The sequence below is a fragment of the Bordetella sp. N genome (genome assembly GCF_001433395.1).
In the GTDB taxonomy this organism is placed as follows: Bacteria; Pseudomonadota; Gammaproteobacteria; order Burkholderiales; family Burkholderiaceae_B; genus Bordetella_C.
In genome coordinates this window covers 6261953-6287309 of record NZ_CP013111.1, presented here as the reverse complement: position 1 = coordinate 6287309, position 25357 = coordinate 6261953, and the positions used below count along the sequence as shown (strand labels likewise).

The window sequence follows — 25357 nt, the reverse complement described above, 5'->3', positions numbered from 1 at the left end:
CGTGGAGAGACAACCCATGCCTTCGACCGCCCACGCGCGCGCCGTTCTTGCCGCCGCCCTCGTCCTGACCGCCGCCGCCCTTTTGCCCCGGCCGGCTGCCGCCGAAACGGACTACCCCAGCCAGCCCATCACCATCGTGGTCCCGCAACCCGCCGGGGGTGCGGCCGACCAGTTCGCCCGCCCCTTCGGCCAGGCGCTGGGCAAGGCCCTGGGGCAGTCGGTCATCATCCTCAACCGGCCGGGCGCCAACGGCAACATCGCCGCCGCCAACGTGGCGCACATCACGCCAGCCGACGGCTACACCATCTTCTACGGCTCGGTCAGCACCCTCGCGGTCAACCCGCATCTATACAAGGACGCCGGCTTCGACCCGGTCAAGGATTTCCTGCCCCTGACGCTTACCAACCAGACCCCCAACGTGCTGCTGGTCGGCGCGCAGACGCCCTACCGCTCCGTGGCCGACGTCATCGCCGCGGCGCGCGCCAAGCCAGGCGCGCTGGCCTTCGGGTCGGCCGGCAACGGCAACACCATGCATCTGGTCGGCCTGCAGTTCCAGAGCAAGGCCGGCATACAGCTGATGCACATCCCCTACAAAGGCGGACCCGCCGCCTTGAACGACGTGCTGGCCGGACAGATACCCATGATGTTCCACAACCTGTCGGCGGTCATTCCCTTCCACAAGTCCGGCAAGATCCGCGTGCTGGCGGTGGCCGACACCAAACGCTCGCCCCTGCTGCCCGACGTGCCCACCATGGCCGAGGTCGGCCTGCCCGGCGTCGAATCGGTGGCCTGGAGCGGCATGCTGGTGCGCGCCGGCACGCCCGCGCCCATCGTGGAAAAACTGAACACGGCCATGCGCAAGATCCTCGACGACCCCGCCTTCCGCCAACCGCTGGAAGCCCAGGGCTTCGAAATCCTGTCGTCGACGCCGGACGCCTTCGCCGCGCGCCTGAAGAAGGACCACCAGTCCATGGGCGAAGTGATCCGCGCCGGCAACGTGCATATCGATTGAAAAACCCCTCCGAACATAAAGCGAGCCCACCATGCCTTTGCATAATTCCTTCAAGCACGCGCTGCGTGCCGGCCAGCCGCAGATCGGTCTGTGGTCCACCCTGGCGAGCCCTTACGTGTCCGAGCTGGTCGCCGGTTCCGGCTACGACTGGCTGCTGCTGGATACCGAACACACGCCCAGCGACGTCCCGCTGATGCTGCAGCAATTGCAGGCCGTCGCGGCGGAGCAGCGGCGGCCGGCGTCCGCCGTGGTGCGGCCCGCCTGGAACGATGCGGTGCTGATCAAGCGCTACCTGGACATCGGCGCACAGACGCTCCTGCTGCCTTTCGTGCAGAACGCCGATGAAGCGGCCGCCGCCGTCGCCGCCATGCGCTACCCGCCGCACGGCATCCGCGGCATGGGCGGCACCATGCGCGCCAGCCATTTCGGGCGCGACGGGGATTACGTGCGTGAAGCGGACAAGGAACTGTGCCTGCTGGTCCAGGTGGAGACCGAAGAAGCGCTGGGTAATATCGAGGCCATCGCCGCGCTGGACGGCATCGACGGCATCTTCATCGGTCCCGCCGATCTATCCGCCAGCATGGGTCATCCGGGCGAACTGCAGCATCCCAAGGTCACCGCCGCCATCGACGACGCCATCCGGCGCATCCGCGCCTGCGGCAAGGCGCCGGGCATACTGATGCAAGACGAACAGCGTGCCCGTGCCTGCCTGGACCTGGGTGCCCTGTTCGTCGCCGTGGCCACGGACCAGGTGCTGCTGCGCAAGGCGGCCGATGACGTCGCCGCGCGCTTCGCCCAGCATCTGGGTGCCGCGACAGGCGCCAAACGACCGGGCAGCCAGTACTGACGCAACGGCACCACCCCGTAAGAAAAAACCCAGGAGGAGACCACCCCGTGAGCCCGACACCCCCCGCCGCCGGCGCGCCCCGGCGCACCCTGGACCAACTGCGCAGCCAGCGCTGGTTCGCCAACGAAGAGATCCGCGGCTTCGCCCACCGCCAGCGCATGCAGCAACAGGGTTACTCCCGGGAAGCCTTCCTGGGCCGCCCCTGCATCGGCATCCTCAACACCTGGAGCGAGCTGTCGCCCTGCCATGCGCACCTGCGCGAACGGGCCGAGTCGGTCAAGCGCGGCATCCTGCAGGCCGGCGGCTTTCCCTTTGAGCTGCCGGCGATGAGCATGGGCGAGGTCATGGTCAAACCCACGACCATGATCTACCGCAACTTCCTGGCCATGGAGGCCGAGGAATTGCTGCGCAGCCTGCCCCTGGACGGCGTGGTGCTGATGGGCGGCTGCGACAAGACCACGCCGGGCCTGGTCATGGGCGCGCTGTCCATGGACATCCCCTGTATCTACCTGCCTGCCGGTCCCTTGCTGGACGACCGCTATCGCGGCGAAGCCGTGGGCGCGGGCACGCATACCAAGAAGTTCTGGGCCGAATACGCCATCGGCAACATCAGCAATGCCGAGTGGATACGCCTGGAAGGCAAGATGGCGCGTTCGCCCGGCACCTGCAACACCATGGGCACCGCCAGCACCATGACCGCCATCGTGGAAGCCATGGGCCTGTCGCTACCCGGCGCCATGGCGATCCCCGCGGTGGACAGCGCGCATCCCCGCATGGCGTGGGCCTGCGGACAGCGCATCGTGGACATGGTGTGGGAAGACCTGAAGCCGTCGCGTTTCATCACACGGGCCTCATTCCACAACGCGATCGTCGCCTACATGGCCTTGGGCGGATCGACCAATGCCGCCGTCCACCTGCCGGCCATGGCCAATCGCGCGGGCATCGCGCTGGGCCTGGACGACCTGGACGCCGTGGCGCGGGACATCCCCGTGATCGTCGACCTTTATCCTTCGGGCAAAGGCCTGATGGAAGACTTCTATTACGCGGGCGGCCTGCCGTCGGTACTGAAGCAGGTGCGCGAGCACCTGGATCTGGCCGCGCTCACGATCACCGGCCGCACGCTGGGCGAGGAAATCGACGCCTGGCCCGACGCGGACGAAGGGCCGGCGGCGCAGGCGGCGCCCACCATACGGACCTGCGCCCAGCCCCTGATCGCGGCCACACCCGCCTGCCCGGAAGCCGGCATGGCCCTCGCGGTGCTGCGCGGCAATCTCTGCCCCGACGGCGCCGTGATCAAGCCTTCGGCGGCCAACCCTAACCTGCTGCGCCACACGGGCCGCGCGTTGGTCTTCGACTCCAACGAGGAAATGCTCGCGGCGGTGGACGATCCCGATCTGGACGCCGACGAGAACACCGTGCTGGTGCTGCGCAACGCGGGGCCGGTGGGCGGTCCCGGCATGCCGGAGTGGGGCAACCTGCCCATCCCGAAAAAGCTGCTGCGCCAGGGCGTGCGCGACATGGTGCGCATCTCGGACGGCCGCATGAGCGGGACGCACTACGGCACGTGCATCCTGCACGTGGCGCCGGAATCCGCGGTGGGCGGGCCACTGGCCTTGCTGCGCACGGGCGACATGGTGCGCCTGGACATCGGTGAGCGCCGCCTGGACATGCTGGTGTCCGACGCCGAGATCGCCGCGCGCCGGCAGGCCTGGGTGCCGCCGCCGCGGCCCTATCAGCGCGGCTATGTCCGCATTTACCAGGGCGAAGTCACCCAGGCGGACCAGGGCTGCGATTTCCGGTCCCTGGCCGGGACGGCGCCGACCCCGGAACCGCCGATCTTCTAAGGCGCTGCCTTACGTCTTCCGCCTTACGCCGACGCCACGGCGATCGTCACGTCCGGCGTCCCCGCCGTCACCGTGGCGGTCACCACCTGGGCCACCACGTTCGCGCCCGAAGGCGCGGTGGCGCCGTCGGACAGCAGCGTGTGGACCTTCTTGATCTGGCAGGTCAGGTTGGCCGGCGTCAGGGTGACGACAGCGTAGCCCTGGGCATTCGTGTCGACGTACTTGATCCAGGGGTTGGCCCCCTTCACCGTGCCCGACAAGGCATCGCCCGTGTAGTTGGTGACGTCCGTCAGCACCAGGCCCGCCAGAGCGTCGTAGGCATGGTTGGCATTCTTGATCGCCGCGGTATAGAAACCCAGCAAGGACGTGCTGGACACGCCCGGGGTCATCAGGTCGACCATGACAGGCGTGGGGCTGGCGGCGTCGAAGTCGTCCATCACCTGGCCGGCGAAGATGGCGTGCAGGTCGCCCGTCAGCGCCACGACGTTCTGGATGCTGTTGGTCTTCAGGTACGCCATCAAATCCTTGCGTTCCGCATCGTAGCCGTCCCACTGGTCGCAATCGAACAGATAGGTGGCGAAGTACTGGAAGAAGGACGCGTAGCCGGTATTCAGCGTGGTGGCCAGGCCGGTCGCCACGCCGAGGGCCGTCGTCGCATCGGCGAGCGACGTGATCAGGGCCTGGGTCTGCGTCAGGTCGCTGGCCGCGATGGCAAGCGTCGTCCCTTGCGATTTCGCCAGCAGGTATTTCTTGCCGAAGGCCGTCAGGTCGGCGGTGATGGCGTCACCCAGCTGCGTCTGCACGGGCGCCAGGGTGGGTGCGCTGGTCACGATGCCGGCGGCCAGTTGCGGGCCCAATTGCAGGGCCTTGACCAGATCCACCTGCATGCGCATCAGGGAAACCTCGTTACCCCACAGCTTCCAGGTGGTCTTGCCGTTGGCGGCGCTCATCTGGTCCTTCCACCACTGGCGCTGCGCATCGCCCAGGATGGACACCGACGCATTGAGCGCCCCGCCCGCCAGCTTCTGGGCCTCGACCGCCTGCAACAGCGGCTGCGGCACCAGGTAGCGGCTGCCGATCTCGCTGCCGCTGGTAAGGCTTTCCGAAATCAGGTGGTCGGCACGATAGAGACGCTCGTCGGTCATGACCAGGGTCGCCAGCTTGCCGAAGGTGAAAGAGCGATAGATCTGCAGGTCCAGATATTGATCGCCGGTCAAGCCGTCGGTGAAGGTCACATCGGCCAGCATGTACTCGTACCAGGCCTGGTTGGCGCCGCGGCGGCGCGCGGGCTCGGCCACGCCGGTGCTGGTGTCGCTGCCGTCGTTATAGGTGCTGTCGTCGCCCCAGCAATCGTCGGAGAACTCGTGGTCATCCCAGATGGCGATGAAGGGATAGCGGGCGTGCAGCGCTTGCAGGCGGGGATCGGAACGATAGGTCTTGTACAGGGCGCGGTAGTCGCCGATGGTGGTGGCGTACACATCGTCGCCCACCTTCGTGCCGCCCGTCAGCTTGTCGACCAGGGGCGGATGGACATCTTCGCAAGGCACCAGGCGGGTCGCCGACGCGCGCTCGTAGATGTAATCGCCCACGTGGACGATGAACTTGATGTCGGGATCTTCCGCGTTGACCAGCGCGTCGAAGGCGCCCCAGTGGTTGGCGTTCCAGTCCTGACAGGTGATGAACGCGAACTTCAGGCTCGCCAGGTCGGCATCGGTGGCGGGCGCCGTCCAGGTCCGGCCCGTGGTGCTGGTCGCCATGCCCGAGATGAAGCGGTAGTAGTACGTGGTGTTGGCCGTCAGGCCGGTCACCTTGTGGCGGACGGTGTAGTCCCACTGCGCCACGGCGCTGACCGTGGTGTCCACCACCAGGGCCTTGAAATCCGTGTCGGTGGCCACTTGCACGCGCACCGACAGCGCGGCGTCCGAGCCGCCATCCACGCGGGTCCACAGGATGACGCTGTCGGGCTTGGGATCGCCCGACGCCACGCCCAGCGAGAACCCGGTGCCGGTGGGCGTGGTGCCGGTGTCCGGCGGGCTGCTGGTATCCGAGTCGTCATCGTCGTGGTCGCCGCCACAGGCCGTCAGCAGTACGGGGCTGGCAACCGAGACGCTGATGAAACCACTCCACTTGAGGAACCGACGACGATCCATGGCTATCCCTTTTTGTGCGCTTCGCGATCATGAAGCGGATGTGAAAACGACGATCCCGGCGACAAACCGGGAAAGTCGCATTTACACACAGGGAGGTGTCAGTGGAGTGACAGTCCGGCGCGGCGCATCACATACGCGCCGACACCGTCAACATGAAGTTGCGCGGATCGCCGTAGTAGTTGCTGATCCCCGTGGCGTCGACCTTCTTGTAGTAAACCTTGTCGAAGATGTTGTTCATGTTCAGCTGCACGCGCACGTTCTTGTTGATGTCGTAGGCGACCATGGCGTTGTAGATGGCGTAGCCGCCCTGCTTCGCCGTGACACCGCCGCCCGTGGCGTAGATGCTGCTTTGCGCCTGCACGCCGCCGCCGATGGTCAGGCCGTGCAGTGCGCCCGGCAGACGATAGGTGGTGAAGACACGCACCAGATGGCGCGGATCCAGCGAGCGGATCGGCAAGCCCTCATTGGCCGCAGTGGAATCCTTCAGGTACTTGGTGTGCGTGTTGGTATAGCCGGCCATGATCTGCCAGTTCGGCGTCAACTCGCCAGTCGCTTCCAGCTCCCAGCCGCGGCTGCGCGTCTTGCCGCCGTCCACCTTGCAATATCCCGTGGGATAGTTGGGCAGGCAAGGATTCGGGCTGCTGGCGTCGTCCATCGCCTTGCCCTTGTTGGTGATCTGGAACAAGGACAGCGCGGTGTTCAAGGCGCCGCCGAAGAACTCGCCCTTGATGCCGGCTTCGTAGTCGTCGCCACGGATGGGGTCCAGCAGATTGCCGCCGCTGTCGTAGGCCTGCTGCGGCTGGAAGATCTGGCTGTAGCTGCCGTACAGGCTGAAGTTGTCGTTCAGGTCGTAGACCGCGCCACCATAAGGCGTGATCTCATGATTGACCCGGTACTTGGCGGTGCCCTGCAAGACTTGATAGTCGTACCACGTGGCGCGCGCGCCCAGCATCAGGGTCAGCGGATCGGTCACCGAGAAGCGGCCGAGCGCGTACAGCGCCTGCTGCTTGACCACGTTGTTGGTGGCCTCGTAATAGCTGCCGCCGGCGTAGCTGGTGGGCTCGGGGTAGGTGGTGTAGGGATCCCAATTGCGGATGTCGACGTTCTTCACGGTGCCGTAGCTGGCCATGCCGCTCGAGGCCGTGGTGCGCACATAGGTGCTTTCCGCGCCGACGGTCAGGTGATGCTTGCGGCCCAGGGCTTCGAAGGGACCGTTGGCCGTCAGGGCGAAGGCGTTCTGGTCGCTGGCGCTTTCCGGATAGTTCGACGTGGTCACGTTGAACAGGTAGGGATCGGTCTTGCTCGCGCGCGAGATATAGGTCTGCTTGAAGCCTCCGTCGAAGTAGCGGAAGCGCGTGTTCATGGCCGTGGCCTTGAGCTGCCATTCATTGTCGAAGCGGTGCTCGACGGCGAGCATGGCCTGGTCGTTCCAGCGGTTCCACTGGTTCCAGTTGCTGCCCAGATAGGTGCTGCGGCCGAGGCCCAGCGACGTGCCGTCGAAGTTGCGCGGCAGGCCGCCCCAGGCGCCGGTGGCCTTCAGTTCCGTGTGTTCGAAGGATGCGGTGACGGTGGTGCGATCGGTGATGTCGGCCTGCAGCACGGCGTAGAGGACGCGGCGCTTTTCGTTGCGCGCTTCCTGGAAGAAGTCCTTGTCGTCGGTTACCGCGACGATGCGGCCGCGCAGGGTCTGGCTGTCGTTGAACGAGCCGGAGATGTCCGCGGTGGCGCGGCGGCGGTCCCACGAACCCAGCGAGCCCGACACGCTGGCCTGGAAGTCGCGAGTGGGAAGCTTGCGCACCAGGTTGATGGTGGCCGAGGGGTTGCCCGATCCGCGCAGGATGCCCGCCGAGCCGCGCAGGATTTCGATGCGGTCGAGCACGGCGGTATCCGGCTGCACGAAGGCCGAACCGCTTTGGTACATATTGATGCCGTCGACCTGCAGGGAGTCGATCTGATAGCCGCGCGAGAAGTAACTGACGCGCTCACTGTCGGTGTAGTCGACGGTGACGCCAGGCACGTTCTGCAGCACGTCGTGCATGTCGGGCAGCATGCGGTCGTCCAGCAGCTGGCGCGAGACGATGGTCACGGGCTGCGGGGTTTCGCGGACGGTTTGCTGGCCTTTGAACACCGTGGTGGCGGAACCGCCGTAGGTGCCGGAGTTCTCGGTGGTGGCGCGGTTGGCGGTGCCAACCACGTTGACGGCGGCCATCGTGACCGCTTCGCCCGCGGCCGCGCCCTGGCTGGCGACGGGGGCGGCTTCCAGCATGTAGGCACCGTTGGCCATGCGACGTGCCTGCCAGCGGCTGCCGCCCAGGGCCTGGCGCAGTCCGCCGTCCACCGTGTAGCTGCCCTGCACACCCGCGGAGGTGGCGCCTTGCAGCGCGTCGGCGTCGAAGGTCAGCGCGATGCCGGCCTGGCTGGCGAATTGGTTGACGACTTCGACCAGGGAACCGGCGGGGATGCTGTATTGCTGGACAGCGGTCGCGGTGGTTGCCGTAGTGGGCGTCTGGGCCTGTGCGCAGGCGCATTGCAGCGACCAGGCGGCGGCTGTGATCAAGGCCAGGCGTTTGGGGGTGAAGGGACGGTGAAGAGAAACTGCGCGCTGAGACATGGCTGGTCCGAAACAGATGTTGTGGCTTTCGGAGGTAGGCCGAACGAGGCGCGGGAAATCGGCAGATTAATTTGTAACGGTTGGATTGGCGTGCTGGCGGAGACCTTCACGTGTTGATGTTGAGGGGCTCCGCCCCTCAACGCTCCCCGCAAGAAATCACGGGGCTGCCGCCCCGTACGCCCCGCGGCATGGGTCAAGGGCGGAGCCCTTTACCCCCCCCACGGCAACGGGTCCAAGGGCCCAGCCCTTGATCTCACGCTTCGCGTGCTTCGATCCAGGTCATGTATCGCGTCAGGCGGCGGATGCGGACGGGGTAGCTGTTCTCCAAAGCGTCCAGAGCCAGGTCGGTCCGGGACAAGGGAAACGTTCCGGATACCTGCAAAGCCGCCAGCGCATCGTCCAGGAACAACAACCCCGGCCGATAAGCCCGCAGCTTCTTCACGAATTCGGCCAGCGGCAGGTTCACCGCCATCATCGACCCCGTATGCCACGCGGCGAACACTTTCGACGGCCGGTTCTGCACAGGCCCGACCGCCCGCGTGGAGAAGTCCGCGCAATACCCCGCCTGCACGACCTCCTCCGCCGCGCCGGCCGTACACGGCGCCACCCGCACGGCAGCGCGATTCACGCGCACCATGCTGTGATCCCCATGGATGCCCACCGTGAACTCCGCCCCCGTGGCGTACACCGCCCCATGCTCGGTCTGCACCACCAAAGGCCGCCGCGCGGAAGCCGCGGAAGCATCAGCCGCTTCGTTCCTGACGTAAATCCGCCCATTGCGCAGAACGATGCGATCCTCGCCACCGGACGTCACCACATCCGCCGCGCTATCCGTATCCAGAACCGCCAGCACGCCACTCCCCAAAGGCACCGGCGCGATCTGCCCGACGGCAGTCTTGTACGCGGCGTTCCACGCCCGCCATTCCGCCGGCACTTCGGACAGCAGCATGCCCAAGGGCACCGCCGACGCCCCCATCAGCGCCAGGCGCAACACCCGGCGCCGCTGCGCGTTCATGCGCTGGAACGTGGGCGCCCCGATCTCCGCCGGCACGTCCGTGAAGCAGCGCTGCACCGCCTCCACCCTGCTCCATGCCCATTGATTCTCGGGACAGCGAGCGAACCACAGGCGCCAGGCGTCACGCACCGGGTCCTGCGCATCGGCCCCCATCAGGCGCGCGAACCAGCGGCCCGCCTCCTCGGCGGCCTCGCGCTGCCGCGGGGAAAGCGATCGTTGTGCATCCATGGGGCGACTCAGTCCAGCAGCAGGCAGCAACGCGCCATCGCCTTGGCCATACAGTCGCCCACGGTGCGCACCGAAATCCCCAGGCTCTGCGCGATGGCGGCATGGCCGGCCCCGTCGAACATGGCCATCAGGAAAGCCTGCTTCACCTTGCCGCCCAAGCCATCGAGCATCCTGTCCAGCTTGATCAGGCGCTCCTTGACCAGGGCCTGCGCCTCCAGGGACGGCTGATGTTCTTCAGGCAGAGTCGCCAGCACTTGCAGATAAGCCTGCTCCAGCGCCCGCCGCCGCCACAGATCGATGACGAGTCCCCGGGCGACCGTGGCCAGATAGGTGCGCGGCTCGCGCAGGCTGGCCGCGACGCTGGACTGCAACACGCGGATGAACGTGTCCTGCGCCAGATCGGCCGCATCGTTCTGGCAGCCCACGCGGCTGCGCAACCACCCCGTCAGCCAGGCGTGATGGCTGCGATAGAGCGTGGTGAAACTTTGAGCAGTGTCAGGGCAAAGCGCGTTCCCCGCGGCTGAAGGCGGCATCATGGTGCGACTGGTCGAATTTACAAATGAGAAACGATCTTATTATTATTTCCATGGGAACATCAAATTTTGCGGGCTGACCAGGCCTTGCGGTGTTGTTCTGCGACACAAATCCGTCACGCAGGGCATGACCTGTCCTCCCGGCCACCTGGCGGGAAGACAGCCTGCCCCCCGACGTCTCCCTCACGCAGCGCTCTCGTACAGCTTCATCGCCATCATGCCGTGCGCCGCGCCGCCGCCGGCGCGCAGGGCAGCCGTGATGTAGACGGTTTCCGCCAGTTCGGCTTCCGTCACGCCCAGCTTCTTCGCCTTGGCGGTGTGGGTCTCCAGGCAATACACGCACTGCGTGGTCAGCGCCACCGCGACCGCCAGCACCTCGCGCCATTTCGTCGGGATCGCCCCATCCTCGCGGCCGGCGGCCGTATCGGCGAAATTGCGATAGGCGGCGAACTCAGTGGGCGCGGCCTCGCGCAGCTTCTTCGCATAGGCACGGTCGGTCGACTCATGGTAAGTGGGCGCGCCGGCGTTTTCCTTGCCCGCGTGCTCGTACAGTTTCATCGCCATCATGCCGTGAGCGGCGGCCGCGCCGGCACGCAGCGCGGCCGTCACGTAGACGGTTTCCGCCAGCTCGGCTTCCGTCACGCCCAACTGGCGCGCCTTGGCGGTATGCGTCTCCAGGCAATACACGCATTGCGTGACCAGGCCGACCGCCACCGCGATCAGTTCACGGTACTTGGGTGGAATGACGCCGTCCTGGCGTCCCACCGCCGTATCGGAAAAATTCCGATAGGCCTTGAACTCCTCGGGCGCCGCCTCGCGCAGCTTCTTCGCGTACGCGCGGTCGGTCGACTCGTGATAATGCACTACGGACATATCGATTCTCCTGTGAGCAAACGGGTAAACATTCAATCGCGCAGTATGTCGGCCAGGAACTTGCGGGCACGCGGACTCTGCGGGTTACTGAAAAAAGCCTCGGGCGGCGCGGTCTCGATGATCTGTCCACAGTCCATGAAGACCACGCGGTCAGCCGAAGCCCGCGCGAAGCCCATCTCGTGCGTCACGACCACCATGGTCATGCCATCGGCCGCGAGCTGCTGCATGATCTCCAGCACGCCGCGTACCATCTCCGGATCGAGGGCGCTGGTCGCCTCGTCGAACAGCATCAGCTTCGGCTCCATGATCAGCGCCCGCGCGATGGCGACGCGCTGCTGCTGCCCACCGGAAAGTTGCGAGGGAAATTTGTTGGCCTGGTCCGCGACGCCGAAGCGGTTCAGCAAATCCATGGCCCTGGCCCGCACGGTAGCCGCCGGCAGGCCACGCACCTTGACCGGCGCGAAGCTGACGTTTTCCAACACGGTCTTGTTGGGAAACAGATTGAACTGCTGAAACACCATGCCGACCTCCGACCGCAGCCTGGCCAGGGCCCGGCCTTCTTCCGGTAACGGTTGGCCGTCGATCTCGATAGCCCCGCCATCGATGCGCTCCAGGCCGTTCATGGTGCGGCACAGGGTGGACTTGCCCGAACCCGATGGCCCCACCACCACGATCACTTCACCGCGGCCGATCTCGAGTTCGATGTCGCGCAGCACGTGATGGCTGCCGAAGTGCTTGTTGACGCGCTGCATGCGCACCAGGCCCGGCGCACCGGCCCCCGGCAAGCTGTTCGTGCGCGCCGTGGCTGGTTGCTTGTACATGGCGGTATCCATCAGGTTTCCTCTTTCGACAACGTGGCGCCGCGCCGGGCAAGCCGCTGTTCCAGCCAGCTAGACACTGACGACATGGCCAGATTCAGTACCAGGTAGATCGCCGTCACCACCAGCACGCTCTGCAGGATGAAGTTGGTGTACTCGCCTATCATCTTGGCGCTATACAGCAGCTCCTCGTAGCTGATGACGTAACCCAGCACGGTGCCTTTCAGCAGATAGATGATCTGCGACACCAGCGCCGGCATGGCCGCCCGGAAGGCTTGCGGCAGGACGATGTACCAGCAGGCGCGCGGCCGCGTCAGTCCCAGCGACAGGGAGGCTTCCATCTGCCCCTTGGGGATACTCAGCAGGCTGGCGCGCAGCACCTCCGCGATCATGGCGCCATTGGTGATGGTCAAGGCCAGCACCAGTTGCCAGTAGACCGGCAAGCGGATGCCGTAGTACGGCAGGATCAGGATGGTGAAATAGAGCACCAGCAAGGTCGGCAGCGACCGCGTCACCTCCACATAAGCGGCCGCGGCCCCGCGTACCCAGCGCCGCCGCGACAGCCGCAGCAGGGCCAGCGCGGTACCCCACAACAATGCGAGCACGCCGGCCGACACGGCGGCGCGGACGGTGGCGGACAAGGCCGACGCCAACAGCTTCAACACGCCGGCAGACTCGAAGATCTGCCATTTCTGCCAGTCCAGGCCGCCCGCCTGCGCGAAGCGATGCAGGATCAGCCAGACCAGGCCCGCCAGCAAGGGCACGGCCACCAGCGAAGCCAGCCGGATATGGCGCCGTCCGCGCGGTCCAGGCGCATCGAACATGCGATCGAGGGGAGTCGCCGTCATCGGGTGAACCTCACTTTGCTGTCGATAACGCCGCCCAGCAGGCCGCCCAGCAGCGCGATGGTCACGTAGGCCAGGCCGACGCCGAAGAAGAGCATGGGCTCGGCCTCGCGGATATTGACCCGTTGCGCCACGCCGGTCAGGTCCGCCAGGCCGACGATGGCGATCATCGAACTGTTGATCACCGTCTTGATGAAGACGTTGGTAAGCGGTTGCACAACGCTGCGCACCGCCTGCGGCAGCACGATGTGGAACAGGGTCTCGCGGTTGGTCAGGCCCAGCGCCCGCGCGGCTTCCGCCGAGCCGACGTCGACGCAGTTGATGCCGGCGCGCAGCACCTCGCACGCGAAAGCGCCCTCGTAGATCGCCAGCACCACCACCACTGACGTCACCAACGGCAAGGTCAAGCCGATCTGCGGCAAGCCGAAGACCACGATGAACACCAGCGCCAGCGAAGGGACATTGCGGATGACCTCGACATAGACCGTACCGGCCCAGCGCAGGGGCGCGATGCGGCTGGTGCGCAGGATCACGCCCAAGGTGCCCAGGACCAGCGCGCCGGCGTAAGCCAGGATCGAAACCTTCAGCGTCAGCAGCAGTCCCGACGCGAACATGCCCCAGTAGGGCCAATTCGAAAGATGCATCACAGGCTGCCGCTCAATCGAGATTCAGCTTGGGCATCAGGTCCTTGCCGGGTGTGGGCAGGGTCGACGTCGCGCCCTCGACCTGGCCCAGCGTATGCTTGAACGCTTCCTGCCAGATCCCGTCCTTGATCAACAGCTTGAGCCAGTTGTTGACGAACTCGACCGACTCCGGCGAGTTCAAGGCCAGGCCAATGCCGTAGGGCTCGTAGGTGAACGGTTCGCCCACCACCCTCAAGCCGCCGGCCTGCGATTGGCCCAGCAGCACCGGCCGGTCCTGGACCTCGGCGTCGACGCGGCCCTGGCGCAAGGTAGCCTCGCATTCACTGCTCGACTCCAGAGTAATCAGCTCCGCGCTTGGCACGCGCTTGGTCATCGTCAGATAGGCCGTGCCACCCTTGGTGACGCAGACCTTGCGCCTGGCCAGGTCCTCCAGCTTGTGGATGTCCGTGTTGTCGGCGCGCACGGCGATCGACTGGCCGCTGATCAGGTATGGACCGGCGAAATCCACCTTCTTCTGGCGCTCCGGGGTGATGGAGTAGGTGTAGAACACCGCCTGCACGGTCTTGTTGTTGATCAACGCTTCACGCGTTTCCGACGTGACGATTCTTTCATCGACCTCGGGCTTGCCCGTCAGGTACTTGGCCAGCAGCAGGGCCATGGTGGCATCGAAGCCTTCCAGCTCACCCGTGATCGGGTTCTTCACCGAAAACAATTTCTGGGTCTTGCTGCCGCCATAGGTCAGCTTGCCTTCCTTATGGGCCTCCCACAGCGGGGAATTCTTCGGAATATCCTTGGGGTCCGCGACAGGCGCCTTGTCCAGCAAAGCCTTGCGCCACTCGTTCGAGCCCATCAGCGGCGCGGCTGCCATGGCATTGGAGATGGGTATCAGCGTCGCGCCGGCGCACACCGCGCATACCGCCAGCAAGGTCGTCCGCGTGAACTTTCGATAAGGCTTGGGGGCAGCGGCGGCCTGTGTTTTGTAGTGGGTCTGGCCCATGTCTCGTCTCCTGTTTACAGACGACTATGGACCAATCGGCACCCCGCAACAATTTAAATCTCCGCATGAAAACTTAAGCATCTCTAATAGGTTCTCTATGCAGAGATGCTCGCGAACGACCGCGATTTTCAGGGAAATCCCTAGGCGATGTACGTCTTGCGTCTAGCCTTCGCCATCACGGCGCCACGCGCCAGGCGTGACGCCGGTGACCTTGGAGAACGCCCGCGTCATGTGCGGCTGGTCGGCGAATCCGCATAGCAAGGCGATCTCGGCCATCGACATGTGGGAGAAGCGCAGCAGATGACGCACCTTGTGCACGCGTTGCTCGGTCAGCCAGCGATGCGGCGTAACCCCCACCGTCAGGCGGAAGGCCTTGATGAAGTAGCCCCGCGACAACTTGCAGGCGTCCGCGATGGCGGCGATGGAGATCTCTTCGTCCATGCCGGACAGGAGCATCTCCTTGGCGCGCGCCTCCAGCGTCGGCGACAACTTGCCGCCCGCACGCGCTTCAGGCCGGCGGTCCGTGCCGCCCGCACCGTATTGCTCCAGCAGATGGCTGCCTATCGCCAGGCCCAGATGATCCACCAGCAAGGGACTGGCGGGTCCCGGCTGCTCCAGCACCACGGCGGCGGCTTGCGCCAGATGCGCCAGGACAGCGTCGCCCGGCCCTTGTTGCGGCAACAGATGGCGAATCTTGCGTCCGCCCCGTTCATCGCTCAGGCGCTCGATGAAACCGGGCGGCAGTTCGATCATCAGGAAGTCGAAGGCGCCCTTCAAGTCCGCGCGATAGTCCTCGGCAAAGTCCCGTATGTAGATCGAACCGGCGTCGAAGTCGTACGTCGCGGCATGGCGCCCCTCGAAGATACGCCGGCGATGGCCGCCGTGCATCGCCACACCCACCAGGAAGCCGCGATCCGACGCCGCGGTGCCCACGCTGCCGAAACGGGCATCGCTGGTGCTCTTGCGATAGAACGTCAAATCGTCCGTGCTCAGTTCCCGGCTGACCGCCAGCTTGCTGGCGGAACAACCCAGCGCATCGGTCTGCGGCGGCGGCGCGGGGGAAGGACTGGGGGCGGGAGCGGACATAAGGTAATGATTCCTGATCGCAACGGGCTAGGGTGCGGGACCGAGCGTATCACGGCACTCATGGGCAAGGCATCGTTTAAAGTTTGGCAAAATCTATCAGGCCAGACCGGCCCGCCATCCAGCGGGCCCGGCCCTGAACCATCCGTCAAGGACAGCACATGCCAAGCGCAACGCAAGAATCCGCCTACGACCAGCTGGTTGCCGCCATCGACCAGGCCTGCCTGGACAAGAAGGACACCGCCGTGGTCGAGGTCGCCGAGGACCTGGGCATGGCCGAGGTCGCCAGCACCTGGAAAACGGCCTATTGGCAATATGAACTGAAGACCGAGACCGAAGGCACCATCACGCTCATACACGGCTGGAACGACCCCGCCAGCCCGAACCCGGGTTCATCCGAGGCGGAGATCTTCGAACTATCCAGGACCCAGCCGCCCGCCAGCTACAGGAACCAGTACGAGTAGCTTCGCGGCCTTACGCCTGGCGTCGCCGCGTCTTCCCGGAAGCCGCCTCCATCCCGCGCGCCACCTCCAGGAACGAGTGCAGCGCGGGATTGGTGTCGCCGCCACGCCAGGCGATCGACACCTCCTGGTCCAGATAAGGCGTGTGATTCGAAATCGGCACGTAGCAGACCTTGGGATGGATCAGCGACGTCAGGTTGCCGGATACCAGCGCCACCGACAGACCGGCGGCGATCAGGCAGATCACGCTGGCCACCTGGGAGCACTCCTGCTCGATGTTCGGGTAAAAGCCCGCCGCGCCGCAAACGGAGATCAGTTGCGCGTGCGCCGCCGGCACCTTCTCTCTTGAGAAGGCCACGAAAGACTCGCCCGCCAGTTGCCGTAGATCGATACGCTTGCGCCCCGCCAGCGGATGGTTTCTTGACAGCGCGACCACCAGCTCGTCGCGCTGGTAGAAGCGGGTCTGGATCTGCGCCGCGACGCTCGGCAGCGGCGTGCGCAGCATGCCCACATCCAGGGCGCGCCCCTGGATCTGCTCCAACTGGTCCTTGGTCGTCATCTCGACGACGCGCAAGCGCACCTGCGGGTACTGCTGCCGGAAGCGATTGATCAACTCGGGCATGAAGCCGTAGCCCACACTGCCGATGAAACCGATGGCCAACTGGCCGGTTTCGCCGCCGCTGGCGCCCAACGTACGCTGGATCGCCACCTCTTCGTAGCGCAGCCATTGATACGCCTCCTCCAGGAACACCGTGCCGGCCGGCGTCAGCGCGACCGAGCGCTTGTTGCGCAGGAACAAGGGCGTGCCGATGTGCGCTTCCAGCTTCTGGATGGCCTGGCTGAGTGGCGATTGCGCGATGCCGACGCGGGCGGCGGCGCGGCCGTAGTGCAACTCTTCGGCCACGGCGATGAACTGGCGGAGCAGGCGGCTATTGATCATAAAGATACGTTATGTCTCACAGACCAATGAATTATATGTTGGACGCAGATTTTTCCGCTTTATAGACTGCCCCCATTCAAGCGCGCGCGCTTCCGCATGCGCCGAAACTGGAGCCTCTGTATGTCCGCCTCCCCTACCCTGTCCGACCGCGCCTGCCTGGCCATCGCGGATCTGCTCGGCGCGCAGCAACCCTGGGAGGCCGATCCCGCAGCGCGGCTGCGCTTCCACGGTTCCGCGCCGGCCTTCGACAGCCCGCATGCCCTGACCCTGTCGGCGGGCGCCGCCATCGGCGCTTACGCCCTGACCGTGGAAAAGTGGTGGCACCTGGCCACCGGCCAGCACCAGACCGTCGCCATCGACTGGATGCAGGCCGCATCCTCGCTCAATCCCGGCCACTTCCAGACGCAGAACGGCTACAACCTGCCGGCGCTGTCATTGCTGACCGAACTGAAGGCTGATTTCTACCGCACGGCCGACCAGCGCTGGTTTTTCCCCATCGGGTCCTATCCGCATCTGCGTGACGGCGTGCTTGAGCTGCTGGACTGCGCCAACACACCCGCCGCGCTGGGGCGCGCCATCGGTCGCTGGAAAGGCGACGACCTGGAAACCGCCTTCGCCGAGAAGCGCCTGCCCGGCATCTATGCCCGCAGCACTGAAGAATGGCTGCGCCATCCGCAAGGCAAGCTGCTGGCGCAACTGCCGGTCATCGAGATCACCAAGATCGCCGACAGCGACCCCGAGCCGCCCCGTCCCGGCGCGCGGCCCTTGTCCGGCCTGCGCGTGCTCGACCTGGGGCATGTGATCGCGGGGCCCGTCGTCGCGCGGTCGCTGGCCGAACACGGCGCGGAAGTGCTGCGCATCACGCCGCCGATGAATCAGGATCCTTTCCGCCAGACCATAGACACCAACATCGGCAAGCAGTCGGCCTTCCTGGACCTGACGCAGGACGCCGACCAGCAACGCGCGCGCGAACTGGTCAGCGCCGCCGACGTGGTGGTGCAGTCGTGGCGGCCGGCCAGCCTGAGCCGGCGCGGCCTGGGCGCGGAAGAAGCGGCGGCCGTGCGGCCTGGCGTGATCTACGTCAGCGTCAGCGCTTTCGGCGACACGGGCCCCTGGGCCGAACGCGGCGGCTTCGAGCAACTGGGACAGACCGTCGCCGGCATCGCCATCAGCGAAGGTGTGGCGGGCGGCAAGCCGCGCGTGGTGCCGACCTATCTGCTGAACGACTACCTGACCGGTTACCTGGGCGCGGCCGGCGTCATGCTGGCCTTGCTGCGCCGCGCCACCGAGGGCGGAAGCTATCACGTCAAGGTGTCGCTGACGCGGACATCCATGTGGGTGCAGAGCCTGGGCCTGACACCGGGCTTCACGCCGCGCGAGGACCGGCGTCATTTTTCCGAAGGCCTGACGCCGCTGCTGGAAACCCGTTCGTCGGCCTACGGCGTATTGCGGCAGTTGCCGCCGGTGGCGCAGTTTTCTCACACCCGGGCCCACTGGGCCATTCCGCCGGCGCCCAATGGTGCGCATCCGGCGACGTGGCTGGACGACCTGCCGACATGATCCACGATTGACGAAGCCATAGACGAAGCAACGCTTACCAAGATTCTTATAAAAGGAGACAAGCCATGCTGCCCCCCATCACGTTCAAACGCGCGAACCTCGCATTGGCCCCGATGCTGGCCTCGATGTCGGCCTCGATGTTGGCCTCGGTTATGGCCTGCACAGGCCTGGCCCTTGCCTTGCCGACGACAGCCCATGCCGCCGAGGCCTACCCCAACAAGCCCATCACCCTGATCATCGGCTTCGCGCCCGGCGGACCCACCGACGCCATCGGCCGCGTCCTGTTCAAGCGCGTGTCCGAGATTCTCAATGTGCCCATCATCATCGAGAACCGTCCCGGCGCGGGCGGCAATATCGGCACGCAGGAGCTGATCCGCGCCAAGCCCGACGGCTACACCTTGATGTACGGCACCTCGTCGGTGACCACCGCGCCGGCGCTGTTCAACCGGGCCGACCTGGATCCCACCAAGGCTTTCGACGTGGCGGGATGTTCCGTGTCCGTGCCCCTGATCCTGCTGGTCCCCAAGACCGAGACCGCCGCCAACGCCGAGGATTTCTACAAGGCCGTGAAGGCGGATCCCGCCAAGTACTTCCAGGGGTCCTCGGGCAATGGCTCCATCGACCACCTGGTGTCCATGGACATCGCCGGCCGCCTGAACCTGAAATTCCAGCATGTGCCTTACAAGGGCAACGGGCCCGCGCTGACGGACCTTGCCAGCGGCAACGTCAACTTCATGTATTCGGGTTCGTTCAACAGCGCCTTGCCTTTCATCAAGGACGGCCGGGTCAAGGCCCTGGCCGTGTCATCCGGCCACCGGTCGCAGGCCTTGCCCAACGTGCCGTCGCTGAGCGAAAGCGTGGCAGGGCTGCGCGGTTTCGACGCGGGCACCTGGCAGATCCTGGCGGCGCCGAAAGGCACGCCGCCAGCCATCCTGGCCAAGCTGGACGACGCCGTCCAGGCCGCCATGAAGGACGCCAAGGTCAAGGAGAGCCTGGACTTCCAGGGGGCCGAACCGATGAACATGGACCAGAAGCGCTGCAGCGCCTACATAGGCCAGGAGTACGAACGCTGGTCGGGCACCATCAAGCGGCTGGGCTTGAAATCGGAATAAGCGCGCGGCTGATACGGGCCACATGATCCGCACGATAAAAACACACCGGAGATAACGATGTGCAAGCCACTCATGACGAAGCTGCTGGCCGGCATCGGCCTGGGTGCGGCCCTTGCGGCCGCCCTGTCCTGGCTGCCGACCGTCGCGCACGCGGCGCAGACTTACCCCGACAAACCCATCCACCTGATCGTGCCCTTCCCGCCGGGTGGCGGCACGGATACCCTGGCCCGCGTGCTGGCCGAACGCATCGGCGCGCAATTGAAGGCCAGTGTGATCGTCGAGAACCGGCCCGGGGCGGGCACGGTGGTCGGCAGCGACTATGTCGCGCGCAGCGCGCCTGACGGCTACACCATCCTGCTGAACACGTCAGCGCACGCCATCAACGACACGCTGGTACCCAAGCTCCCCTACGCCACGGGAAAGGCGTTCGCGCCCATTGCCATCGTGGGACGTGCCCCGAACGTGGTGGTCGTGCGTCCGGACAGTCCTTTCAAGACCGTGAAGGACATCGCCGACTATGCCAAAGCCCACCCGGGCAAGCTGACCTTCGGCTCCTCGGGCAACGGCACCGCGGTGCATCTGGCCGCCGAGCTGTTCAAGGAGATGGCCGGCGTTTCCCTCACGCACGTCCCGTACAAAGGCGCCAGCCCGGCGATGACAGACCTGATCGGGGGCCAGATCGATATGTTCTTCGGCACTGCCGGCGCCGTCACACCGTTGGTCAAAGCGGGCAAGCTACGCGCGGTCGCCATCACCAGCACCGAACGTTCGCCCTACTGGCCCGGCATCCCGACCATCGCGGAAACCTGCCCCGGTTATGCCGCCGACGTTTGGTACGCCCTGTTCGCCGCCGCCGGCACGCCGCCCGCCATTGTTGCCGCGCTGAACCGCGCGGCCATCGATGCCACGCAATCCGACCTGTTCAAGCAGCGCATGGGCAGCGAAGGCATCACCAATGTCCCCAACTCGCCGGCGGATCTCGCCAAGTATGTGCATGAGGAAATCGCGCGGTGGCGCAAGGTGATCGAAGAAGGTCACGTGTCCATGGGATGACGCCGCGAGCCGTGCGGGCATGGCAGGCAGCGCGAGTATCCAGGGCACGGCGATCGGTGAACACCGAACCGAAGACCAAACCATAAATAAAGGACCCAGCATGAACGACCAAGGAAGGTTGGCAGGCAAGATCGCAATCATCGTCGGCGGCGGCCAGCAACCGGGCGGAACGATAGGTAACGGACGCGCCGTGGCGGAGCGCTTCGCCGCCGAGGGCGCCACGCTGCTTATCGTCGACATCAATGCCGAGTGGGCCGACGATACGCTGCGGGCCGTCGCCGGCCTGGGCGCCCAGGCATCGACCCTGCAGGCGGACATCACCAAGGAAGATCAGTGCCGTGCCATCGCGCGGACCTGCGTCGAGCGCTACGGCCGCGTGGACATTCTGCACAACAACGTCGGCCGCTCCACGGGAGACCGTCGCACCACGGAGTTGGAGGTCTCGGCTTGGGACGCCATCATGGACATGAACCTCAAAGGCATGTTCATGACCTGCAAGCACGTGCTGCCCGTGATGATCGCGCAAAAATCGGGCTGCATCATCAACGTGTCCTCCACATCGTCCCTGGCCGCGCGGCCCACGCTGACCTACAAGACCAGCAAGGGCGCGGTGAATGCGCTGACGCAGCATCTGGCCATGGAGAACGCGGCGCACGGCATCCGCGCCAATGCCCTGCTGCCGGGCTTGATCGACACTCCCATGGCCATCGAGCGTCGTGCGCGCGAACGGGGCGTGCCGCAGGAACAGGTGCGGGCGGAACGCGACGCGCTGGTACCCATGGGGCATATGGGCAGCGCGTGGGACGTGGCGAACGCCGCATTGTTCCTGGCGTCGGACGAAGCCCGATACATCACCGGTGTATTGCTGCCGGTCGACGGCGGGCTATTGGTCAAGCGGGGCTGACAACATGGGGCGCGTCCTACGCCGTGGCCAGTCCGGGCGGCCGCTCGGTCTCCAGCAAGGCCAGCACGCGTGGCAGCAGGGGCAAGGTATTCGCCGGACTCCACACCGCGGAGTATTCCGCCTCCACCGTCATGCCGTCGATCTGCTTGAAAACTACCCCCGGGACGCCGGCGCGCGCGAAGGATCGCGGCACCAGGGCGACGCCGCGCCCCATCGCCACCAGGCTGACCACCGACACCAGATGCTTGGCATAGTGGACGATGCGCGGACTGAAACCCGCGCGCATGCAGGCGGCGATGGTCAGGTCATGGAAACTGGGCCCGCTCTGCCGCGGAATCGCGATGAACGCGTCTTCGCTCAGATCGGACAAACTGACTTTACGACGACGCGCCAGCGGGTGCCCCGTCTCCAACGCGATCACCAGATCCACCCGCCCTACGGGAATGGACATCATTTCGCTCATCCCGCTCGAAATCTGGGCGAAGCCGATGTCGATACGGTCATGCGCCAATGCCTGGATCTGCTCGGAGGATCCCATCTCTTCCCAGACCGTCTCCAGACCCGGCATCTTCCGCTCCAGGCCGAGAATCACCTCGCGGATGTCCATGAACAGCACCGCGGCCACGAAGCCTATGCGTATCCGGCCGGCGTTGCCTCGCTCGGCGCGCTGCACGGCGCGGATGGACAGCTCCGTCTGCGTCAACAGGCGGCGCGCCTCCTCGACCAGCACATTGCCGGCAACGGTCAGGCGCACGCTGCGTTTGTTCCTGTCGAACAGCGTGACTCCCAGCTTCTGCTCCATCTGCTGGATCGCCTTGGTCAGTGGCGGCTGCGAAATGAACAGGCGCTCCGCGGCGCGGCCGTAGTGCAATTCCTCGGCGAGGGTCAGAAACATGCGCAGGAACTTGGGATCCATGGGGCAGGTGTCGGGAATCGGTTGCGACGCGGATTGGAAGCGCGACCGAAGCCCGGCGCCCACTCATTCCAATAAAGAATTACTCACATCCAAAAATGCGATTGGACGGATATCTCCGAGCTTAAGCAGAATCCCCTTACAAAACAATAAGCATCGAGGAGACTCCCATGATCCAGCGCACGCTGCGATGGCTGCTCGCCATCGCCACGCCTTTAGCCATTCTGATGGGCGGCCCGGCCGCGGCGGCATATCCAGACCGACCGATCCGCCTGATCGTGACCTTCGTGCCCGGTGGCGGCGCCGACCTGCTGGCCCGCTATCTGGCCCGCGCGCTGAGCGAAGACATGGGCCAGCCCGTCATCGTGGAAAACCGTCCCGGCGCGGGCGGCATGATCGGGGTGGAAGCGGGGCGCAATACCAAGCCGGATGGCTATACCCTGACCCTGATTTCATCAAGCTATACGGTCAATCCCAGCCTGTACCGCATGACCTTCGATCCCGTGGCGGACATCACCCCCATCGTGCAGGTATCGCGGGGGCCGCTGCTGGTCGTCGCCAATCCGGATTTCCCACCCAATTCGCTGACGGAACTGGTCGCCTACGCCAAGGCGCATCCCGGCGCCATCAACTACGCGTCGTCAGGGGAAGGCAGCGTGATTCACCTGGCCACCGAGCTATTCGCCCGCCAGGCCGGCATACGCATGACGCACATTCCCTACAAGGGCGGCGGCAACGCTCAGACCGACCTGATGGCCGGCCAGGTGCAGCTCTATTTCGCCGCCACGGCGAGCGCCCTGCCGCATGTGGCGGCCGGCAAGATGAAGGCCCTGGCCGTGACGACCGCCGATCGCATCGCCGCCCTGCCCAAGGTTCCCACCATCGCCGAGAACGGCCTGCCCGGCTATGACGCGACACTGTGGTACGGCCTGATCGGTCCGAAGAACCTGCCCGCGGACATCGTCGAAAAGATCAATGCGTCCGTCAACCGCGCGCTGCTGACACCCGAGGCTCACGCCAAGCTGCAGGCCGACGGCGCCGAACCGGCTGGCGGCACCGCGGCCGCCTTCAATCAAGCCATCGCCACCGGCATCACCAAATGGGCGGGCATCGTCAAGGATCTGGGCATCAAGCCGGAATGAAACCGAACAGCGCTCAAGGAGCATGGAAGACATGAAAGGAAGACTGGAAGGTAAAGTCGCGATCGTTACCGGCGCGGGTTGCGTCGGCCCGGGATGGGGCAATGGCCGGGCGGTGGCGGTGCGCTTCGCGCAAGAAGGCGCCAAGGTGCTGGCCGTCGACATCAATGCCGACTCCATGACGGAGACGCTGGCCCTGGCCCAGGGCGCCGCAGGAGAACTACGCACCTGGACGGCCGACGCCACCCGCGACGCCGACGTGCGCGCCATGGTGCAAGCCTGCCTGGACCAGTTCGGCCGCATCGACATCCTCGTCAACAACGTGGGCGGGTCGCGCAAGGGCGGCCCCGTGGACCTGTCCGAGGAAGACTGGGACGCACAACTGGACTTCAATCTGAAGAGCGTCTTCCTGGCCTGCAAGCACGTCATTCCCGTCATGCAGGGGCAAGGCGGCGGCGCCATCGTCAACACGGCTTCGACGTCCGGCACCCGCTGGACCGGCGCGGCGCAGGTCGGCTACGCCTCTTCGAAAGCCGGCGTCATCCAGTTTTCGCGTGTCGTGGCCGTCGAGTACGCCAAGCACTGCATCCGGGTCAATACCGTGGTCCCCGGACAAATGCACACGCCCATGGTGGAGGCGCGACTGGCCAAGCAGCGCGCCGGTGGCGATATCGAGACCCTGCTGCAGCAACGCCAGGCGCGCATCCCGCTGGGCTTCATGGGCGACGGCACCGACACCGCGAACGCCGCGCTCTTCCTGGCGTCGGACGAGGCCCGCTTCATCACCGGCACCGAAATCGTCGTGGATGGCGGCATGAGCGTGCGCTGTGATTGAAGCCAAACGCTACCCCGATCCCGCCATCCGCTCGCTGGATCACCGCTTCGAAAAATACCATCTGCTGTCTACCGCCGTGGAGCGCCTGGCGACCGGATGCCGCTGGACCGAAGGCCCGGTCTGGTTCGGCGATGGGCGCTACCTGCTGTGGAGCGACATCCCCAATAACCGCATCCTGCGCTGGGACGAGATCAGCGGCAACGTGCAGGAATATCGCGCGCCCTCCAATCACGCCAACGGCAACACCCGCGACCGGCAAGGGCGGCTCATCAGCTGTGAACATGGCGGACGCCGCGTCACACGCACGGAACATGATGGCGGCATCACGGTGCTGGCCGACCGCTACGACGGCAAACGCCTGAACTCGCCGAACGATGTCGTCGTCAAATCGGATGGCTCGATCTGGTTCACCGATCCGCCCTTCGGCATCGTCGGCTACTACCAGGGCGAGCCGGCGCCGCAGGAACTGCCCGCCAACGTCTATCGCATAGACGGGGTGACGGGCGCGCTGACCGTGGTGGCTGAAGGTATCAACGGGCCGAACGGCCTGGCGTTCTCCCCGGACGAGAAACTGCTGTACGTCGTCGAATCGCGGGCACGGCCACGCAATATCGTGGCGCTGCGCGTCAGTGATGACGGCTTGCGCCTGTCGCAACCTGAAGTCCTCATCGACGCGGGCGCCGGCACGCCGGACGGATTCCGTGTCGACGTGGACGGCAATCTGTGGTGCGGCTGGGGAATGGGTACCGAAGAACTCGACGGCGTGCGGGTCTTCACGCCCGAAGGTGAGGCGATCGGCCATATCGCCTTGCCGGAGCGTTGCGCCAACCTCTGCTTCGGCGGGCGCCATCGCAACCGGCTGTTCATGGCCTCCTGCACGTCCATCTACTCGCTGTATGTGAACACCCAGGGAGTCGCCGGCGGTTGACCGGCGCGCCGT

The 25357-nt window shown here is 65.6% G+C and carries 23 protein-coding genes; 11 read left to right on the top strand and 12 right to left on the bottom strand.

Annotated features, from left to right (window positions below; translation table 11 throughout):
• Positions 1 to 16: 16 nt before the first annotated feature.
• From ASB57_RS27150 to araD, 3 genes are read left to right on the top strand one after another with little or no spacing between them, the layout of a single operon-like run.
• A complete protein-coding gene (locus ASB57_RS27150; RefSeq protein ID WP_057654989.1) occupies positions 17 to 1012 on the top strand; it encodes a tripartite tricarboxylate transporter substrate binding protein in 996 nt (331 codons plus the stop codon).
• A gap of 31 nt (positions 1013 to 1043) precedes the next feature.
• Entirely contained in the window at positions 1044 to 1859 is an 816-nt protein-coding gene (locus tag ASB57_RS27145) for an aldolase/citrate lyase family protein (protein WP_057654988.1), read from the top strand.
• Positions 1860 to 1906: 47 nt separating this feature from the next.
• Positions 1907 to 3703: an L-arabinonate dehydratase gene (gene araD, locus ASB57_RS27140; RefSeq protein ID WP_057654987.1), complete on the top strand. Its 1797-nt coding sequence runs from the start codon at positions 1907 to 1909 to the stop codon at positions 3701 to 3703.
• A 23-nt stretch (positions 3704 to 3726) separates the two neighbouring features.
• Here the strand turns inward: araD and ASB57_RS27135 are convergent, their stop codons facing one another.
• The 10 genes from ASB57_RS27135 to ASB57_RS27090 form a co-directional block, all read right to left on the bottom strand.
• Positions 3727 to 5853, bottom strand: coding sequence for an alkaline phosphatase (locus tag ASB57_RS27135; RefSeq protein ID WP_057654986.1), 2127 nt, complete (start codon positions 5851 to 5853; stop codon positions 3727 to 3729).
• Positions 5854 to 5980: 127 nt separating this feature from the next.
• Positions 5981 to 8464, bottom strand: coding sequence for a TonB-dependent receptor (locus ASB57_RS27130; RefSeq protein WP_057654985.1), 2484 nt, complete (start codon positions 8462 to 8464; stop codon positions 5981 to 5983).
• Between the two features lie 253 nt (positions 8465 to 8717).
• Positions 8718 to 9707, bottom strand: a complete 990-nt coding sequence (locus tag ASB57_RS27125; RefSeq protein WP_057654984.1) for a FecR domain-containing protein — start codon at positions 9705 to 9707, stop codon at positions 8718 to 8720.
• A gap of 8 nt (positions 9708 to 9715) precedes the next feature.
• A complete protein-coding gene (locus ASB57_RS27120) occupies positions 9716 to 10243 on the bottom strand; it encodes a sigma-70 family RNA polymerase sigma factor (RefSeq protein ID WP_369822764.1) in 528 nt (175 codons plus the stop codon).
• A gap of 180 nt (positions 10244 to 10423) precedes the next feature.
• Entirely contained in the window at positions 10424 to 11113 is a 690-nt protein-coding gene (locus ASB57_RS31680; RefSeq protein WP_057654983.1) for a carboxymuconolactone decarboxylase family protein, read from the bottom strand.
• 32 nt (positions 11114 to 11145) lie between these two features.
• The gene (locus ASB57_RS27110) at positions 11146 to 11874 is read right to left on the bottom strand and encodes an amino acid ABC transporter ATP-binding protein (RefSeq protein WP_231755499.1); all 729 of its coding nucleotides are present in this window, start codon (positions 11872 to 11874) and stop codon (positions 11146 to 11148) included.
• Positions 11875 to 11945: 71 nt separating this feature from the next.
• The gene (locus ASB57_RS27105; RefSeq protein ID WP_082621863.1) at positions 11946 to 12779 is read right to left on the bottom strand and encodes an amino acid ABC transporter permease; all 834 of its coding nucleotides are present in this window, start codon (positions 12777 to 12779) and stop codon (positions 11946 to 11948) included.
• Complete coding sequence (locus ASB57_RS27100) at positions 12776 to 13420, bottom strand: amino acid ABC transporter permease (RefSeq protein WP_057654981.1); 645 nt, start codon at positions 13418 to 13420, stop codon at positions 12776 to 12778. The genes ASB57_RS27105 and ASB57_RS27100 overlap by 4 nt, the downstream gene beginning before the upstream one ends.
• Before the next feature lie 13 nt (positions 13421 to 13433).
• Complete coding sequence (locus ASB57_RS27095; protein ID WP_057654980.1) at positions 13434 to 14417, bottom strand: glutamate ABC transporter substrate-binding protein; 984 nt, start codon at positions 14415 to 14417, stop codon at positions 13434 to 13436.
• Between the two features lie 162 nt (positions 14418 to 14579).
• The gene (locus ASB57_RS27090; RefSeq protein ID WP_057654979.1) at positions 14580 to 15503 is read right to left on the bottom strand and encodes an AraC family transcriptional regulator; all 924 of its coding nucleotides are present in this window, start codon (positions 15501 to 15503) and stop codon (positions 14580 to 14582) included.
• A 158-nt stretch (positions 15504 to 15661) separates the two neighbouring features.
• Here ASB57_RS27090 and ASB57_RS27085 point away from each other — a divergent pair, with 158 nt between their 5' ends.
• Complete coding sequence (locus ASB57_RS27085; RefSeq protein ID WP_057654978.1) at positions 15662 to 15964, top strand: hypothetical protein; 303 nt, start codon at positions 15662 to 15664, stop codon at positions 15962 to 15964.
• Between the two features lie 10 nt (positions 15965 to 15974).
• On the opposite strand, the gene ASB57_RS27080 is transcribed toward ASB57_RS27085, so the two are convergent.
• Positions 15975 to 16901 (bottom strand): LysR family transcriptional regulator, encoded by a 927-nt coding sequence (locus tag ASB57_RS27080; RefSeq protein WP_057654977.1) that lies wholly within the window; start codon positions 16899 to 16901, stop codon positions 15975 to 15977.
• Positions 16902 to 17021: 120 nt separating this feature from the next.
• Between ASB57_RS27080 and ASB57_RS27075 the strand changes: the two genes are divergently transcribed.
• From ASB57_RS27075 to ASB57_RS27060, 4 genes are all read left to right on the top strand, one after another.
• Entirely contained in the window at positions 17022 to 18461 is a 1440-nt protein-coding gene (locus ASB57_RS27075) for a CoA transferase (RefSeq protein WP_057654976.1), read from the top strand.
• Positions 18462 to 18526: 65 nt separating this feature from the next.
• Positions 18527 to 19573 (top strand): tripartite tricarboxylate transporter substrate binding protein, encoded by a 1047-nt coding sequence (locus tag ASB57_RS27070; protein WP_057654975.1) that lies wholly within the window; start codon positions 18527 to 18529, stop codon positions 19571 to 19573.
• A 57-nt stretch (positions 19574 to 19630) separates the two neighbouring features.
• Positions 19631 to 20626: a tripartite tricarboxylate transporter substrate binding protein gene (locus ASB57_RS27065; RefSeq protein WP_231755269.1), complete on the top strand. Its 996-nt coding sequence runs from the start codon at positions 19631 to 19633 to the stop codon at positions 20624 to 20626.
• 100 nt (positions 20627 to 20726) lie between these two features.
• Positions 20727 to 21530, top strand: a complete 804-nt coding sequence (locus ASB57_RS27060; protein ID WP_057654974.1) for an SDR family NAD(P)-dependent oxidoreductase — start codon at positions 20727 to 20729, stop codon at positions 21528 to 21530.
• A 16-nt stretch (positions 21531 to 21546) separates the two neighbouring features.
• On the opposite strand, the gene ASB57_RS27055 is transcribed toward ASB57_RS27060, so the two are convergent.
• On the bottom strand, positions 21547 to 22446 hold the full coding sequence (locus ASB57_RS27055) for a LysR substrate-binding domain-containing protein (protein ID WP_057654973.1): 900 nt from the start codon (positions 22444 to 22446) through the stop codon (positions 21547 to 21549).
• 167 nt (positions 22447 to 22613) lie between these two features.
• Here ASB57_RS27055 and ASB57_RS27050 point away from each other — a divergent pair, with 167 nt between their 5' ends.
• Genes ASB57_RS27050 through ASB57_RS27040 form a run of 3 tightly spaced genes read left to right on the top strand, consistent with a single transcriptional unit; the run spans position 22614 to position 25345 of the window.
• Positions 22614 to 23585, top strand: coding sequence for a tripartite tricarboxylate transporter substrate binding protein (locus ASB57_RS27050; RefSeq protein WP_057654972.1), 972 nt, complete (start codon positions 22614 to 22616; stop codon positions 23583 to 23585).
• A gap of 31 nt (positions 23586 to 23616) precedes the next feature.
• On the top strand, positions 23617 to 24417 hold the full coding sequence (locus tag ASB57_RS27045) for an SDR family NAD(P)-dependent oxidoreductase (RefSeq protein ID WP_057656476.1): 801 nt from the start codon (positions 23617 to 23619) through the stop codon (positions 24415 to 24417).
• On the top strand, positions 24410 to 25345 hold the full coding sequence (locus tag ASB57_RS27040; RefSeq protein WP_057654971.1) for an SMP-30/gluconolactonase/LRE family protein: 936 nt from the start codon (positions 24410 to 24412) through the stop codon (positions 25343 to 25345). The genes ASB57_RS27045 and ASB57_RS27040 overlap by 8 nt, the downstream gene beginning before the upstream one ends.
• Positions 25346 to 25357: the final 12 nt, after the last annotated feature.

Bases quoted from the DNA above. Each gene is read 5' to 3' on its own strand.
- ASB57_RS27060 (WP_057654974.1), top strand. From the start codon at position 20,727: ATGAACGACCAAGGAAGGTTGGCAGGCAAGATCGCAATCATCGTCGGC.
- ASB57_RS27150 (WP_057654989.1), top strand. From the start codon at position 17: ATGCCTTCGACCGCCCACGCGCGCGCCGTTCTTGCCGCCGCCCTCGTC.
- ASB57_RS27085 (WP_057654978.1), top strand. From the start codon at position 15,662: ATGCCAAGCGCAACGCAAGAATCCGCCTACGACCAGCTGGTTGCCGCC.
- ASB57_RS27100 (WP_057654981.1), bottom strand. From the start codon at position 13,420: ATGCATCTTTCGAATTGGCCCTACTGGGGCATGTTCGCGTCGGGACTG.
- ASB57_RS27130 (WP_057654985.1), bottom strand. From the start codon at position 8,464: ATGTCTCAGCGCGCAGTTTCTCTTCACCGTCCCTTCACCCCCAAACGC.
- ASB57_RS27120 (WP_369822764.1), bottom strand. From the start codon at position 10,243: ATGATGCCGCCTTCAGCCGCGGGGAACGCGCTTTGCCCTGACACTGCT.
- ASB57_RS27070 (WP_057654975.1), top strand. From the start codon at position 18,527: ATGCTGCCCCCCATCACGTTCAAACGCGCGAACCTCGCATTGGCCCCG.
- ASB57_RS27055 (WP_057654973.1), bottom strand. From the start codon at position 22,446: ATGGATCCCAAGTTCCTGCGCATGTTTCTGACCCTCGCCGAGGAATTG.
- ASB57_RS27075 (WP_057654976.1), top strand. From the start codon at position 17,022: ATGTCCGCCTCCCCTACCCTGTCCGACCGCGCCTGCCTGGCCATCGCG.
- ASB57_RS27080 (WP_057654977.1), bottom strand. From the start codon at position 16,901: ATGATCAATAGCCGCCTGCTCCGCCAGTTCATCGCCGTGGCCGAAGAG.
- ASB57_RS27125 (WP_057654984.1), bottom strand. From the start codon at position 9,707: ATGGATGCACAACGATCGCTTTCCCCGCGGCAGCGCGAGGCCGCCGAG.
- ASB57_RS27095 (WP_057654980.1), bottom strand. From the start codon at position 14,417: ATGGGCCAGACCCACTACAAAACACAGGCCGCCGCTGCCCCCAAGCCT.
- ASB57_RS27145 (WP_057654988.1), top strand. From the start codon at position 1,044: ATGCCTTTGCATAATTCCTTCAAGCACGCGCTGCGTGCCGGCCAGCCG.
- ASB57_RS31680 (WP_057654983.1), bottom strand. From the start codon at position 11,113: ATGTCCGTAGTGCATTATCACGAGTCGACCGACCGCGCGTACGCGAAG.
- ASB57_RS27065 (WP_231755269.1), top strand. From the start codon at position 19,631: ATGTGCAAGCCACTCATGACGAAGCTGCTGGCCGGCATCGGCCTGGGT.
- ASB57_RS27045 (WP_057656476.1), top strand. From the start codon at position 23,617: ATGAAAGGAAGACTGGAAGGTAAAGTCGCGATCGTTACCGGCGCGGGT.
- ASB57_RS27090 (WP_057654979.1), bottom strand. From the start codon at position 15,503: ATGTCCGCTCCCGCCCCCAGTCCTTCCCCCGCGCCGCCGCCGCAGACC.
- ASB57_RS27050 (WP_057654972.1), top strand. From the start codon at position 22,614: ATGATCCAGCGCACGCTGCGATGGCTGCTCGCCATCGCCACGCCTTTA.
- ASB57_RS27105 (WP_082621863.1), bottom strand. From the start codon at position 12,779: ATGACGGCGACTCCCCTCGATCGCATGTTCGATGCGCCTGGACCGCGC.
- ASB57_RS27135 (WP_057654986.1), bottom strand. From the start codon at position 5,853: ATGGATCGTCGTCGGTTCCTCAAGTGGAGTGGTTTCATCAGCGTCTCG.